The organism is Phreatobacter sp., assembly GCF_051860605.1.
Lineage (GTDB): Bacteria > Pseudomonadota > Alphaproteobacteria > Rhizobiales > Phreatobacteraceae > Phreatobacter.
In genome coordinates this window covers 57,817-70,873 of the sequence record NZ_JBHYDR010000007.1, presented here as the reverse complement: position 1 = coordinate 70,873, position 13,057 = coordinate 57,817, and the positions used below count along the sequence as shown (strand labels likewise).

General features: G+C 67.8%; 12 protein-coding genes. 7 read left to right on the top strand and 5 right to left on the bottom strand.

The window, feature by feature from the left end; all coding sequences use genetic code 11:
* Window positions 1–12 precede the first annotated feature (12 nt).
* Genes ACTIFS_RS13725 through ACTIFS_RS13715 form a run of 3 tightly spaced genes read right to left on the bottom strand, consistent with a single transcriptional unit; the run spans window position 13 to window position 3,015 of the window.
* Window positions 13–1,521 (bottom strand): tripartite tricarboxylate transporter permease, encoded by a 1,509-nt coding sequence (locus tag ACTIFS_RS13725; RefSeq protein WP_439574675.1) that lies wholly within the window; start codon window positions 1,519–1,521, stop codon window positions 13–15.
* Between the two features lie 3 nt (window positions 1,522–1,524).
* Window positions 1,525–1,989, bottom strand: a complete 465-nt coding sequence (locus ACTIFS_RS13720) for a tripartite tricarboxylate transporter TctB family protein (protein WP_439574674.1) — start codon at window positions 1,987–1,989, stop codon at window positions 1,525–1,527.
* Between the two features lie 33 nt (window positions 1,990–2,022).
* Window positions 2,023–3,015 carry a tripartite tricarboxylate transporter substrate binding protein gene (locus tag ACTIFS_RS13715; protein ID WP_439574673.1) on the bottom strand — a complete coding sequence of 331 codons (993 nt, stop codon included), beginning with the start codon at window positions 3,013–3,015 and terminating at the stop codon, window positions 2,023–2,025.
* A gap of 301 nt (window positions 3,016–3,316) precedes the next feature.
* Between ACTIFS_RS13715 and ACTIFS_RS13710 the strand changes: the two genes are divergently transcribed.
* From ACTIFS_RS13710 to ACTIFS_RS13700, 3 genes are read left to right on the top strand one after another with little or no spacing between them, the layout of a single operon-like run.
* Window positions 3,317–4,108, top strand: coding sequence for an enoyl-CoA hydratase/isomerase family protein (locus ACTIFS_RS13710; RefSeq protein WP_439574672.1), 792 nt, complete (start codon window positions 3,317–3,319; stop codon window positions 4,106–4,108).
* 48 nt (window positions 4,109–4,156) lie between these two features.
* Window positions 4,157–5,035 carry an SDR family oxidoreductase gene (locus ACTIFS_RS13705; RefSeq protein ID WP_439574671.1) on the top strand — a complete coding sequence of 293 codons (879 nt, stop codon included), beginning with the start codon at window positions 4,157–4,159 and terminating at the stop codon, window positions 5,033–5,035.
* A 26-nt stretch (window positions 5,036–5,061) separates the two neighbouring features.
* Window positions 5,062–6,237: a CaiB/BaiF CoA transferase family protein gene (locus ACTIFS_RS13700; protein ID WP_439574670.1), complete on the top strand. Its 1,176-nt coding sequence runs from the start codon at window positions 5,062–5,064 to the stop codon at window positions 6,235–6,237.
* Here ACTIFS_RS13700 and ACTIFS_RS13695 read toward each other — a convergent pair whose 3' ends face one another.
* Together ACTIFS_RS13695 and ACTIFS_RS13690 are read right to left on the bottom strand one after the other, a co-directional pair.
* Entirely contained in the window at window positions 6,238–7,491 is a 1,254-nt protein-coding gene (locus tag ACTIFS_RS13695) for an acetyl-CoA hydrolase/transferase family protein (protein WP_439574669.1), read from the bottom strand.
* 8 nt (window positions 7,492–7,499) lie between these two features.
* Entirely contained in the window at window positions 7,500–8,660 is a 1,161-nt protein-coding gene (locus ACTIFS_RS13690; protein WP_439574668.1) for an acyl-CoA dehydrogenase family protein, read from the bottom strand.
* A 268-nt stretch (window positions 8,661–8,928) separates the two neighbouring features.
* On the opposite strand from ACTIFS_RS13690, the gene ACTIFS_RS13685 reads away from it, so the two are divergent.
* The 4 genes from ACTIFS_RS13685 (at window position 8,929) to ACTIFS_RS13670 (ending at window position 13,048) form a co-directional block, all read left to right on the top strand.
* Window positions 8,929–9,750: an IclR family transcriptional regulator domain-containing protein gene (locus ACTIFS_RS13685; RefSeq protein ID WP_439574667.1), complete on the top strand. Its 822-nt coding sequence runs from the start codon at window positions 8,929–8,931 to the stop codon at window positions 9,748–9,750.
* 253 nt (window positions 9,751–10,003) lie between these two features.
* Window positions 10,004–10,987, top strand: coding sequence for a Bug family tripartite tricarboxylate transporter substrate binding protein (locus ACTIFS_RS13680; RefSeq protein ID WP_439574666.1), 984 nt, complete (start codon window positions 10,004–10,006; stop codon window positions 10,985–10,987).
* Window positions 10,988–11,039: 52 nt separating this feature from the next.
* Window positions 11,040–12,023 carry a Bug family tripartite tricarboxylate transporter substrate binding protein gene (locus ACTIFS_RS13675; protein WP_439574665.1) on the top strand — a complete coding sequence of 328 codons (984 nt, stop codon included), beginning with the start codon at window positions 11,040–11,042 and terminating at the stop codon, window positions 12,021–12,023.
* 38 nt (window positions 12,024–12,061) lie between these two features.
* Entirely contained in the window at window positions 12,062–13,048 is a 987-nt protein-coding gene (locus ACTIFS_RS13670) for a Bug family tripartite tricarboxylate transporter substrate binding protein (RefSeq protein ID WP_439574664.1), read from the top strand.
* The last annotated feature ends 9 nt before the right edge of the window (window positions 13,049–13,057 follow it).

Here is a 13,057-nt window from a genome sequence, read left to right as displayed (position 1 = left end):
GCCGCCGGGGCATCAGCCCTCCTCGGCCGCCGCCATCTCGCGTCGCTTGGCATTGATCCAGGGGATCAGGGCCGTGGCCAGGATGACGGCCGAGGCGATGACGAAAACCGCCGAGATCGGCCGTTCGATGAAGGTCATCCAGCTGCCCCGCGACAGGATCAGGGCCTTGCGCAGGTTGTTCTCGAGGAGCGGACCCAGCACGAAGCCGAGCACCAGAGGCGCCGGCTCGAAGCCCCAGCGCGCGATCAGCCAGCCGACGACGCCGAAGGCGATCATGACGAAGATGTCGAAGATCTGCCCCGAGGTGGAATAGACGCCGATGCAGCACAGGAGGAGGATGAGGGGAAACAGGATGCCATAGGGGATGCTCAGGCAGCGCACCCACAGGCCGATCAGCGGCAGGTTCAGCACCAGCAGCATGACGTTGCCGATATACATCGACGCCACCACGCCCCAGAACAGGTCCGGCCGCTGCGAGATCATGGTCGGGCCGATCGGCACGTTGTGGATGATCAGCGCGCCGAGCAGCAGCGCCAGCACGGCATTGGGCGGGATGCCGAGCGTCATCAGCGGAATGAAGGCCGAGCCCGCGGCCGCGTTGTTGGCCGCCTCCGGGCCGGCCACGCCCTCGATGGCGCCCTTGCCGAACCGCTCGGGCGTCTCCGAGATGCGCTTTTCCACCGCATAGGAAACGAAGGAGGAGATGACGGCGCCGCCGCCCGGCAGGATGCCGAGCACGAAGCCGATGGCCGTGCCGCGCACCACCGCCCACTTGCTTTCGGCCCAGTCCTTCGCGGTCAGCCAGAGCTTGCCGACGCCTGCCGCGATCACCGACCTGCCGGTGCCATGCTCGAGGTTCTTCAGGATCTCGGCGACGCCGAACAGACCCATCACCACCGGTACCAGGCCGACGCCGTCGAGCAGTTCCAGCCGGTCGAAGGTCAGGCGCGGCATGGCGTTGATCGAATCGATGCCGACCAGGCCGAGCATCAGGCCGACGCCGGCCATGATCAGCGATTTCAGAACCGAGGCCTGGGAGAGATAGGCGATCAGGCACAGGCCGAGCAGCATGAGCGCGCAATATTCGGCCGGTCCGAAGGCAAGACCCGCCCTCACGAGCAGGGGCGCGAACAGGATCAGCCCGACCAGCGCCACCGTGCCGGCGAAGAAGGAGCCGAGCGCGGCGATGACCAGCGCCGGTCCGGCCCGGCCCTGCTTGGCCATCTCATGGCCGTCGAGGCAGGTGACGACGGAGGCCGCCTCGCCGGGAATGCGCACGAGGATGGAGGTCGTGGATCCGCCATACATCGAGCCGTAATAGATGCCGGCGAGCATGATGACCGCGCCGGTCGGCGGGATGGCGAAGGTTGCGGGAAGCAGCAGCGACATGGCCGCGATGGGACCGATGCCGGGCAGAACGCCCACCAGCGTTCCGACGAAGACGCCGATGAAGCAGTAGAACAGGTTCTCCGGGGCGAGCGCGACCGCGAAGCCGGTGCCGAGCTGGGCGAGCAGGTCCATCGCTCAAATCCCCAGGAACGTGCCGGCCAGCAGGCCGGCCGGCAGGCTGCTCGACAGCAGCTTGGCGAACAGGAACCAGCCGCCGACCGACACCGCGGCGCCGAGGCCGATGGCAACCGGCCAGGAATAGCGGTCCACGACGATGAACAGGAAGGTCAGCAGCACTGCTGAGGCGGGGATGAAGCCGACCGGTTCAAGCGCGAAGGCGTAGGCGATCATGGCTGCGATGGCGACCAGCACCATGCGCCATCGGCCCGGCTCCGGTTTGGGACCGTCCGGAGCGCGGGCCACCACGGCGAGGCTGGCCAGCGCTGCCGCTGCGATGATGAAGGCGACGCCAAGCCACCAGAACATGAAGCCCGAGCCCGGCTCGGTGGGCTCGCCGAGCCCCATGTCCCGGCCCTCGATGATCAGCCAGCCCCCCATGGCGGCAACGACCACGGCAGCCGCCATGTCCGGAATGCGCATCGACCTGCCCCCGATGGTGTTGGACCTCTCGGGTCAGGCGCGACGCAGGCTGAGCCGCTCGACCTGCTCGCGCATCTCCTCGCTGAGCTTCTTGACGTAGTCGTTGTAGGTCGCCGTATCCATGTAATCGACGTCCTGGTCGAGCTGGTTCATCACCCGCATGTGGCCCTCGTCCTCGATGCCCTTCTTGAAGGCGTCGTGCAGCACCTTGACGATGCCGGGGTCCATGCCCTTGGGGCCGGCAATGCCGAACGGCGAGGCCGAGACGATGTCGATGCCCTGTTCCTGCAGCGTCGGGACGTTCGGCCAGGAGCGGGTGCGCTGCTTGCCCCAGGTGGCGAGCAGGCGAAGCTGGCCGGAATTGACCAGCGGGCCCCAGCCGGTCGCGTCGGCCTGAACCTGGACGTGCCCGCCGAGGATGGCCGCGTTGGTCTCGGAATTGCCGCGGAACGGCACATGGGTCCACTGCACCTTCTGGCGGCTGGCGATGTCCATCATGGTGATGTGCAGCGTCGTGCCGGCGCCGGGCGTGCCGTAATTGATGGCGTTCGGGTTGGCGCGCGCGAACTCGATCAGGTCACGCATCGACTTGTGCGGGCTGTCGGCGCGCACGGTCGTGCCGAACGTGTAGCCGGCGACGTGGATGACATAGCTGAAATCGGTCAGCGGATTGAAGGCGACGCGCTGCATGTGCGGCAGGCGGAACATGGTGATCGGCATCTGCGCCACCGTGTAGCCGTCCGGTCGCGAATTGGCCGCCATCTGGGCGGGGCCGAGCGTGCCGCCGCCACCGGCGCGGTTCTCGACCACGACCCGCTCGCCGAGGTGCTTCGATGTCGCTTCCGCGAGCGCACGGAAATGGATGTCGGTGGAGCCGCCGGCTGGCCAGGGCACGATGAGGCTGACGGGCTTGGTGGGGTAGCGTCCCTGAGCCAGGATCGCCGGCGCGCTCGCCCCGGACAGGACCAGACCGGCCGAAGACGCGACAAAGAGACGGCGCGACGGCCGCCAGATGCGGTTGCTCATGAATTCCTCCCTTGTGCCGCGTCAACGCTCTGACGGCGCTGCTCGAAACGGCGTTTCATTGGGCCAGTAGACCGGACTTTCCGACCGCGTTCAAGCATGCACAACGGACGATGGCCGCCGCGGGCGAGGGTGTGCCACCATGTCTCATGGACCGGCCGGCAGATGCCCGTGCCACGCACCTGCATGCCCCCAACGGCCGGCTGGCAGGCGAAGCAGGGTTTCGTCTATTGAAATGACACTTCGCGATATGGCGTCGCCGCCGGGTTCCGGCGTCGCGCCCGACAGGTCAGGGAGAGGAATCATGGACGGGCTTCAGCCGGACGTGTCGTTGATCGTCGAGCGCTCCGGAGGGGTGGCGATCCTCACCCTCAACGAGCCGAAATCGCTGAACGCCATTTCGCCCGGCATCAAGGCCGGTATCGAGGCAAACCTGCCGTCGCTGCTGCACGATCCGGCGATCAGGGCCATCCTGATCACCGGCAGCGGGCGGGCCTTCTGTGCCGGCGGCGACATCCGCGCGATGGACGACCGCGCGGCGGTGTCGGTGCGCGACCGCATGGAGCGCAGCTATCGGTGGCTGGCGCCGCTGCTCAATGCCGGCAAGCCGATCGTCACGGCCGTCAACGGCGTGGCGGCTGGCGCCGGCCTGTCGCTCGCCATGGTCGGCGACGTGGTGATCGCGGCGCGCGACGCGAAATTCAAGGCGGGATTTCCGGGGCTTGGCGCGGTGGCTGATCTCGGCCTCGCCTACACGCTGACTCGTGCCGTGGGCCATGTGCGTGCCAGCGACATCCTGCTCACCAACCGCGAGGTGACGGCGGAAGAGGCCTTTGCCATGGGGATGGTCTCGCGCCTGGCCGAGCCGGCGGACCTCGTCGCGACGGCCCGCGCGGTGGCCGAGGCGCTTGCGAGCGGGCCGACCGTCTCGTTGGCCATGACCAAGCGGCTGCTCCGGCGGGCCTATGACCTGTCGCTGGAGGCTTTCCTCGAGGAGGAGGGCATGGCCCAGGTCGTCTGCTTCGGCAGCGAGGATTTTGCCGAGGGCGTCGCGGCCTTCCGTGGCAAGCGCAAGCCGGAGTTCCGGGGCCGGTAGCGGCGCATTCAATCAGGCAACGGACAATCATCTCCAGGGAGACGGAACGTGTTCAGCGACGGGCTTCTCAAAGGCAAGCGCATCCTGGTGACCGGCGGCGGCACGGGCCTCGGCCGGGAGATGGCCGAGGACTATCTGCGCCTCGGCGCCACCGTCCATATCTGCGGACGCCGCAAGGGCGTGCTCGACGACACGGCAAAGGAGCTGATGGACCGCCATGGCGGCCAGGTCATCACCCATTCCGTCGATATCCGCGTAGCCCAGGCGGTGGAGGAGATGATCGAGGAGATCTGGGCCTCCGGGCCGCTCACCGGCCTGGTCAACAATGCCGCCGGCAATTTCGTCAGCCCGACCAAGGACCTCTCGCCGCGGGGTTTCGACGCCATTGCCGGCATCGTGTTCCACGGCTCGTTCTACGTGACGCTCGCCTGCGGCAAGCGCTGGATCGAGGGCGGTCACAAGGCCTCGGTCATCTCGATCCTCACCACATGGGTGTGGAACGGCGGGCCGTTCACGGTGCCCTCGGCCATGTCCAAGGCCGGCATCAATGTCATGACCCAGTCGCTGGCCGCCGAATGGGGCCGCTACGGCATCCGCCTCAACTGTATCGCGCCGGGGCCTTTCCCGACCAAGGGCGCCTGGGAGCGGCTCAATCCGGGCAAATCGGCCGAGGAGGACAAGGGGCGCGACGACAGCCCCATGGGCCGCAACGGCGAGATGCAGGAACTGAAGAACCTCGCCACCTTCCTGATGGCCGATGGCTGCGAGTACCTGACCGGACAGACCATTGCCATCGATGGCGCCCGGTTCAACGCAACCGGCGGCAATTTCTATCGGCTGTCGGAAATGTCGGACGAGCAATGGGCGGCCATGCGCGACCAGATCCGCTCGGCCAATGACAAGGACAAGGCCGCCCGCAGCGTCTGAGCGGCGCGGCGCAGGAGAACAGAACCATGAGCGGACCCCTGACCGGCGTGAAGGTCGTCGAGTTTGCCGGCATCGGGCCCGGCCCCTTCGCCTGCATGCTTCTCTCGGACCTCGGCGCCGACGTGGTGCGCATCGACCGGCTGGGCGAGTCCGGCCTCGGGGTTGCCCGCGACCCGAAGGCCGACGTCATCGGCCGGGGGCGCCGCTCGGTCGCGCTCGACCTGAAGAACCCCGAGGCGATCGCGCTTGCCCGCGACATGGCGGCGAAGGCCGATATCCTGGTCGAGGGCTTCCGCCCGGGCGTGATGGAGCGCCTCGGCCTCGGGCCGGACGTGCTGCTGAAGGCCAATCCGCGGCTGGTCTATGGCCGCATGACCGGCTGGGGCCAGTCCGGCCCCTTCGCGCCGACGGCCGGTCACGACATCAACTACATCGCTCTCACCGGCGCCCTGCATGCCATCGGGCGGGCCGGCGAGAAGCCGGTGCCCCCGCTGAATCTCGTCGGCGACTATGGCGGCGGCTCGATGTTCCTGATCATGGGCGTGCTCGCCGCCCTGTTCCATGCCCAGCGCTCCGGCGAGGGGCAGGTGGTGGATGCCGCCATGACGGACGGGGCCTCGTCGCTGATGGCAACCTTCTATGCGCTGAAGGCGCAGGGCCGCTGGCGCGACCAGCGCGGCGTCAACCTGCTCGATACCGGCGCGCCCTGGTACGACACCTATACCTGCGCGGACGGACGCCATGTCGCTGTCGGTGCCATCGAGCCGAAGTTCTACGCCGAACTGGTCGACAAGCTGGGTCTCGCCGGCGAGCCGGACCTGCCCGGCCAGTGGGAGACGGCGCGCTGGCCGGAACTGCGCGAGCGCTTCGCTCGCCGCATCGCCGAGAAGACGCGCGACGAATGGGCGGCGGTCTTCGACGGCTCGGATGCCTGCTTCGCACCCGTCCTGTCGCTGGAGGAGGCACCGCGCCATCCCCACAACGCGGCGCGCGAAACCTTTGTCGATGTGGGAGGCGTGGTGCAGCCGGCGCCCGCGCCGCGCTTCTCGGCAACGCCCGGCGCGATCCAGGGCCCGTCGGTCGTGGCGGGCGAGGGCGGCGCCGAGGCCCTGGCCGATTGGGGCATTGCCGCCGACCGCGTGGCCCAACTCACCGGGGCAGGGGCGCTCAGGCTGTCGGACAGGCTGAGCGCACCGGCCTGATCAGCCGGCCTGCCGGGCCGCGTGTTCAAGGGCCTCGCGGAAGGCCGGCGCGGCGATGGCGGCCATCCGCCTTGCCCGTTCACTGAGCGAACAGCCGCGCAGATCCGCAACGCCGAACTCGGTGACCACCACGTCGGCATCGCTGCGCGGGGTCGTGACCGGCCCCGACAGCGCCGGCACGATGCGGCTGACCGCACCGTCCTTCGCTGTCGCGGGAAGGGCGATGATCGAGCGCCCGCCCTGCGCGTTCAGGGCGCCGCGCACGAAGTCCGGCTGGCCGCCCACAGCGCCGAGATAGGTGCCGCCGGCCATCTCCGCATTGACCGCGCCGAACAGGTCCACCTCGACCGCCGAATTGATCGCCGTGAAGCGCGGCAGGCCCGCCAGCACCGCTGCGCCGTGCGTGACCGAGGGCGGGGCAATCCTGACCGCGCGGTTGCGATGGGCGAAGCGGATGAGCCTGTCGCTACCGAACAGGCAGCCGGCGACCGAGACGCCGCGATCCTCGTCCTTCAGCGCATTGGTGATGGCGCCCTTCTCGATCAGGTCGACGGCCGCATCGCCCATCAGTCCGGAATGGACGCCGAGATCGCGGTGACCGGCCAGCGCCGGCAGCACCGCCTCGGGGATCGAGCCGATGCCCATCTGCAGCGTCGCGCCGTCCGGAACGAGTGCCGCGATGTGCCGGGCAATGGCCTCCTCGACCGCGCCGGGGCGGCTGGCCGGGGCCGGGGCTGGCGGCCGGCTGGTCCGGATCATGTGGTCGATGCGGATGTCGGGGCCGATTTCGCCGCCATGGGTCCAGGGCGCGGCGTCGTTCACCTCGGCGATGACGACGCGGGCGCGGCGGGCGGCGGCGGCCGTGTAGTCATGGCAATTGCCGAGGCTCGGCGGGCCGCCGTCCATGCCGGGCGCGATCTGCAGCAACACGACGTCGGCGCTCAGCGTGCCGTCGTCGAAGAAGGCCTCCAGCCGGCTGTAGGCGGCGGGCAGCGGGTCAAACAGGCCGGCCTTCGCAAGCCGCGCGGTGCCGCCGATGGCGCCATAGCCGGTGAAGGTCAGGCCGTCCGATGTCTCCGGCCGGAAGGTGGACGAGAACAGTGCGCCGAGAAATAGCTCGACGGGGCCGATGGCCGCGCGCTGCGCCACCAGGGCCTCGGTCAGGGTCAGCGCCTCCGCGGTGCCCTGGCCGATGACGACGCGGTCGCCAGGGCGGATGAAGCGGGCGAGGTCGATGGCGACGGGTTCACCCATGACCGCCGTCAGCGCCGCTGGTCGAAGCGCCGGCCGACCAGGGTCGAGGCGATGTTGATCTTCTGGATGTCGATGGAGCCGCCGGCAATGCCCCAGCCCCAGGAATCGCGGAAGCGCCGCTCCGCCGGGAAGGCTTTCGAATAGCCGTAGCCGCCCATGATCTGGATGGCCGCGCCGCAGACCTCGCGGGTCATCTCGTTGGCGAAGCATTTGGCGATGGAGGAATCGGCAATGGAGGGCAGGCCCGCCGAGGCATTGGTGACGGCGCGGTAGATGAGCAGGCGCGAGGCCTCCACCTTCATGGCCATCTCGGCGATCTTCATCTGCACGGCCTGGAAGTCGATCAGCGGCTTGCCGAACTGCTTCCTCTCCTGGACATAGGCCAGCGCGTCGTCGAGGGCTGCGGAGGCGAGGGCGAGGCTCATGGTGGAATTGCCGCAGCGCTCGAGGTCGAAGGCCTCCATCAGCTTCTTGAAGCCGCCGGCCGGCACGATGATGTTTTCCGCCGGCACCGTGACATTGTCGAAGAACATGTCGGCGCTGGGCACGCCGCGGAAGCCCATCAGTTCCTCCTGAGGGCCGAAGGTCAGGCCGGGCGCGTCCTTCTCCACCAGCACGGCACCGATGCCCTTGGCCCCCGGCGCGTCCGACAGGCGGCAATAGACGACATAGGCGTCGGAATGGCCGGAGCCCGAGCACCAGCGCTTCTGGCCGTTGATGACGACGCTGTCGCCCTCGATGCGCCCGCGCGTGGTGAGGTCGGTCAGCGCGCTGCCGGCATCGGGTTCGGACATGGTGACGGCGACGATCATGTCGCCCGCAACGACCTGCGGGATGATGCGTTTCTTCAGGGCCTCGTTCGCGAAATGCTGGATGGCCAGCACCGGGCCGAAGCAGGATTCGAAGATCGGAAAGGCGACGCCAGGCGAGACCCGCGCCACGGCCTCCAGGACGAGGACGGCCTCAAGGTGGCCGAGGCCGTGACCGCCATAGGCGGGATCGAGATTGACGCCCAGATAGCCCATTTCCGCGAGGCGCTTGACGAAGCGGCGCGGAAGCGGCGAGTTGGTGGCCTCGATGTCACCGGCGATGCCCGAAAGCTCCTTGACGGCGAAGTCGCCGGCGATGCGCTGCAGCTCGCGCTGTTCGGAAGTAAGCGAGAAGTCCATGATATCCTGTCCGTTTTCCGCGTTCCGGACGCCGCCGGAAAGATTTCACTTGTTGAAATGCGATTTCATATTGAGTATTCTTGCGGGAGCCCCGGGCGTCAAGAATCCCGGACATCGGCCGTTCGCAGGGGGCCGGACAGGAAGAGAGAACAGCAGACATGCGGGAGCGATCCTGCCCGCCGGGACGTGACAAACCGATACAATCGACCAATTTCGCGGTGCAGGCCGCGATGCTAGCCCTACCCGACCATCAGGACCCGTTGCCGTCATGCCGTCGTTCGAACCCGTCATTGCGCTGTCGCGAGGCCTGGAAATCCTGCGCATCATCAATGCCGAGCGTCAGTCCACGGTCGGTTCGCTGCACAAGGCGACCGGCCTGAACAAGGCGACCATCGTGCGCATGCTGGAGACGCTGGAGCACGAGGGCTACGTGCTCCGCGATGCCGACCGGGCGGTCTATGCGCCGACCGGACGCTGCCTCCTGCTCTCCCACGGCTACGACCAGCACCTGTGGATCGGCGGCGTGGCCGAACCGATCATGCATGAGTTCCGCAAGCAGATCGGCTGGCCGTCGGATATCGCCATCTTCGATCGCGACTCGATGATCGTGGCCCAGACAACGCGCGAGCCCGGCTCGATGCTGTTCTCACGACGGCCGGGATTCCGCTTCCCCCTGCTGGCGACCTCGATGGGGCGCGCCTTCCTGGCCTATTGCCCGCCGGAGCAGCAGGAACGGATCATCTCGTTGCTCTCGGTCATACCGGGCAAATCCACCGAACTGGCCCGCCAGCCGAAGAAGCTTGCCGCCTTGCTGACCGAAGTGCGCCAGCGCGGCTTCGCCCTGATGGACGAGCAGTACAGCCAGCACGTCTTCGATGGCCGGGTCTGGGCGATGGGCGTGCCCGTGCGCGATGCCGACAAGGTCTATGCCAGCATCAACATCATGATGCTGAACGGCGTTGTGACGGTTGAAGATGCGGTCAAGGACTTCCTCGGCCCGCTGCAGGACACGGCGCGACGCATCGCCTCCTCGCTTGGCGACAATTTCCGCGCCACGCTCTGGGCCCCGAGCGGCGCGCGCACCGACTGAGCCTGACGGGCCGATCCTGCCGGCGCGGTGCGGCACCCTGACGCTTGCCCGAATGGGGGAGGGGTTCGGGACCGTGCGTTTCAGTAGGCGAAATGATCTTTCATTGACGCTGAAATGCCGCCGTGAGACGATCCGCGCGGCTTGTGGAGTACGGCACGCAGATGCCGGACGGGCGGGAGCATGTCATGCGGTGCATGACCCCGGTGCCCGGTCGCCAGCCCAATGACCAGACAACGACGCCAGAGGAAACCCGATGCCCCATCCCTTCACGCGCCGGCGGCTGCTTGCCGCAGGCCTCGCCACCAGTGTGTTTGCGCCGGTGACCCTGCGCGCCCAGGTGTGGCCGACCAAGCCGGTCAAGATCATCTGCGCCTTCCCGCCGGGGGGGATTACCGATCTCTATTCCCGCGCCTATGGAGAGTACATCGCGCAGAAGAGCGGGCAGACGGTGATCGTAGAGAACCGGCCCGGCGCCGGCGGATCGGTCGCCTGCCAGGCGCTCAAGGCCGCCCCCGCCGACAATCACACGCTGCTGACGGTCATCTCCTCCACGCTGCTCGGCAACCGCATCGCGATCCGCAACCTGCCCTATGATCCGGACAAGGATTTCGCGCTGATCTCGATGATGTCGACCGGCCACCTGCCGCTGGTCGCCCACAAGGTCACGGGTGCGACCAACCTTGCGCAGTTCGTCGACTATGCGCGCAAGAACCGGGTCAGCTTCGGCTCCTATGCCGCAGGTTCCTTCGCCCACATCGTGTGCCACGAGCTGAACCGCGCCTATAACCTCGACATGACGCTCGTGAACTATCGCGGCGAGGCGCCGATGTGGAACGACATCCTGTCGGGATCGAGCCAGTGCGCCATCGGCAGCTATCAGGCTGCGCGCGGTGCCATCGACACCGGCACCGGCGTGCCGATCGCGGTCCAGACCACGCGCCGCATGTCGAAGCTGCCGAACGTCGCCACCTATGTGGAGCAGGGTCTGGATCTGCCGGCGCTGAAGCTGCTCAGCTGGGCCGGCCTTCTCGGCCAGGCATCCATGCCGCAGGAGATCGTCCAGCACATTTCAAGCCTGATGGTCGAGGCCGGCAAATCCGAGCGCATCCAGAAGCTGACCGACACGTTCGGGGTCGACGATGCCGCGCAGGACCACGCCACCTTCAAGCACATCTACGACACCCAGGGGCCGGTCTGGCTCGAGGCGGTCGGCAAGCTCGGCCTGACGCCAGGCTGACACGGGTGAACGGGGCAACGGGGCAACAGACCCCATCAACGGGAGAACGACCATGAGCAGATTCATCACACGCCGCACGGCGCTTGCCGGCGCCGCCGGCCTTGCGATCGCGGCGCCGGGCATCGCCCGGGCCCAGGCCTGGCCCGCCGGGCCGATCAAGATCATCTGCGGTACGGCGCCGGGAGGTCTTACCGACATCTTCTCGCGGGCCTATGGCGAATATATCTCCAGCCAGGTCGGCGTGCCGGTCGTCGTGGAGAACCGGCCGGGCGCGAGCGGCGCCATCGCCGCCCAGGCGGTGAAGCAGGCGGCCCCCGACGGGCTGACCTTCATCCTGACGATCTCAACGACGTTCTTCGCCAACCGGGTCCTGATCAGCAATCTGCAATACGACCCGGACAAGGACTTCAAGTTCATCTCGGCCATGCCGGCCGGCCATCTGCCGCTGCTCGCCCACAAGTCCACGCGGGCGACCAACGTCAAGGAGTTCATCGAATACGCGAAGACCAATCAGGTCAGCCTTGGCACCTACGGTCCGGGCAGCTTCCCGCACACCGTGACCTTCGAGCTGAACCGGCGTTTCGGGCTCAATATCGTGCCGGTCCACTATCGCGGCGAAGCGCCGATGTGGAACGACTTCGTCGGCGGCGCGCTGCAGGCCGGCATCGGCAGCTACCAGGGTTCGGCTCCGGCGCGCGACACGAATTCCGGGCGGGTGATCGCCGTGCCGATGATGCGCCGCATGGGCAAGCTCCCCGACGTGCCGACCTTTGCCGAACAGGGCATCGACATCCGCGTGCTGCAGCTCAAGGGCTGGGTCGGCCTGTTCGGTCCGGCGGCCTTGCCCGACGCGATCGCCGACCGGGTTTCGGCCCTCATGGTCGCGGGCGGCAAGACCGAGCGGATCCGCAAGATCCTCGACACGTTCGGCATCGACGAGGCCGCGCTGAGCCGCGCGGAATCGCAGAAGCTCTACGACGAGGAAGGCCCTGAATGGGTCGAAGCCACCCGCATGCTCGGCCTCACGCCGAGCTGACAGGACGGACCAGCGGTCCGGTCGCAAGAGGAGACGACATGACGACGACAACCATCTCGCGGCGCACGGCGCTTGCGGGGGCGGCGGGGCTTTGCCTCGCCGTTCCCGGCCCCGCACGGGCACAGGCCTGGCCTTCCGGCCCGATCAAGATCATCTGCGGCACGGCGGCCGGCGGGCTGACCGACATCTTCTCGCGGGCCTACGGGGATTTCATCTCCAGGCAGCTGGGCGTGCCCGTCGTGGTGGAGAACAGGCCGGGGGCGAGTGGCGCCATCGCTGCCCAGTCGGTCAAGCAGGCCGCGCCCGACGGCCAGACCTTCGTCCTTTCGCTGTCGACCACGTTCCTCGGCAACCGGGTCCTGATCCGCAACCTGCAATACGATCCGGACAAGGACTTCACCATGATCTCGGTGCTGCCGGCCGGGCATCTGCCGCTGGTCGCCCACAGGTCCACCGGCGTGACCAATCTGAAGGAGTTCCTCGACTTCGCGAAGTCGAACAATGTCAGCCTCGGCACCTATGGCGCCGGGACCTTCCCGCACATCCTCACCTTCGAGTTCAACAAGGCGCTCGAACGCAAGATCGTTCCGGTCCACTACCGGGGCGAGGCGCCGATGTGGAACGACTTTCTCGGCGGCGCGCTTCAGGCGGCGGTCGGCAGCTACAATGCCGCAACGCCGGCGCTGCAGACCGGCACCGGCCGCGCCATTGCGGTGCCCACCACGCGGCGCATGAAGAAGCTGCCGGACGTGCCGACCTTCGTGGAGCAGGGCACCACGGCGCGGGTGTTCCAGTTGCGCAGCTGGGTGGGACTGTTCGGACCGGCGGGGCTGCCCGATGCCATCGCCAGCCGCCTGTCCGCTCTCATGGTTGAAGCTGGCAAGAGCGAGACCATCCTCAAGGTGCTCGACACGTTCGGCATCGACGATCCGGCGATGAGCCGCGAGGAGTCCCTGAAGGTGTATCGCGAGGAAGGGCCGGAATGGGTCGAGGCCACGCGTCAGCTCGGCATCAACCCCGGCTGAACATTGCCG

Coding starts and splice junctions, on each gene's coding strand:
- ACTIFS_RS13725 (WP_439574675.1), bottom strand. CDS start 1,521: ATGGACCTGCTCGCCCAGCTCGGCACCGGCTTCGCGGTCGCGCTCGCC.
- ACTIFS_RS13720 (WP_439574674.1), bottom strand. CDS start 1,989: ATGCGCATTCCGGACATGGCGGCTGCCGTGGTCGTTGCCGCCATGGGG.
- ACTIFS_RS13715 (WP_439574673.1), bottom strand. CDS start 3,015: ATGAGCAACCGCATCTGGCGGCCGTCGCGCCGTCTCTTTGTCGCGTCT.
- ACTIFS_RS13710 (WP_439574672.1), top strand. CDS start 3,317: ATGGACGGGCTTCAGCCGGACGTGTCGTTGATCGTCGAGCGCTCCGGA.
- ACTIFS_RS13700 (WP_439574670.1), top strand. CDS start 5,062: ATGAGCGGACCCCTGACCGGCGTGAAGGTCGTCGAGTTTGCCGGCATC.
- ACTIFS_RS13695 (WP_439574669.1), bottom strand. CDS start 7,491: ATGGGTGAACCCGTCGCCATCGACCTCGCCCGCTTCATCCGCCCTGGC.
- ACTIFS_RS13690 (WP_439574668.1), bottom strand. CDS start 8,660: ATGGACTTCTCGCTTACTTCCGAACAGCGCGAGCTGCAGCGCATCGCC.
- ACTIFS_RS13685 (WP_439574667.1), top strand. CDS start 8,929: ATGCCGTCGTTCGAACCCGTCATTGCGCTGTCGCGAGGCCTGGAAATC.
- ACTIFS_RS13680 (WP_439574666.1), top strand. CDS start 10,004: ATGCCCCATCCCTTCACGCGCCGGCGGCTGCTTGCCGCAGGCCTCGCC.
- ACTIFS_RS13675 (WP_439574665.1), top strand. CDS start 11,040: ATGAGCAGATTCATCACACGCCGCACGGCGCTTGCCGGCGCCGCCGGC.
- ACTIFS_RS13670 (WP_439574664.1), top strand. CDS start 12,062: ATGACGACGACAACCATCTCGCGGCGCACGGCGCTTGCGGGGGCGGCG.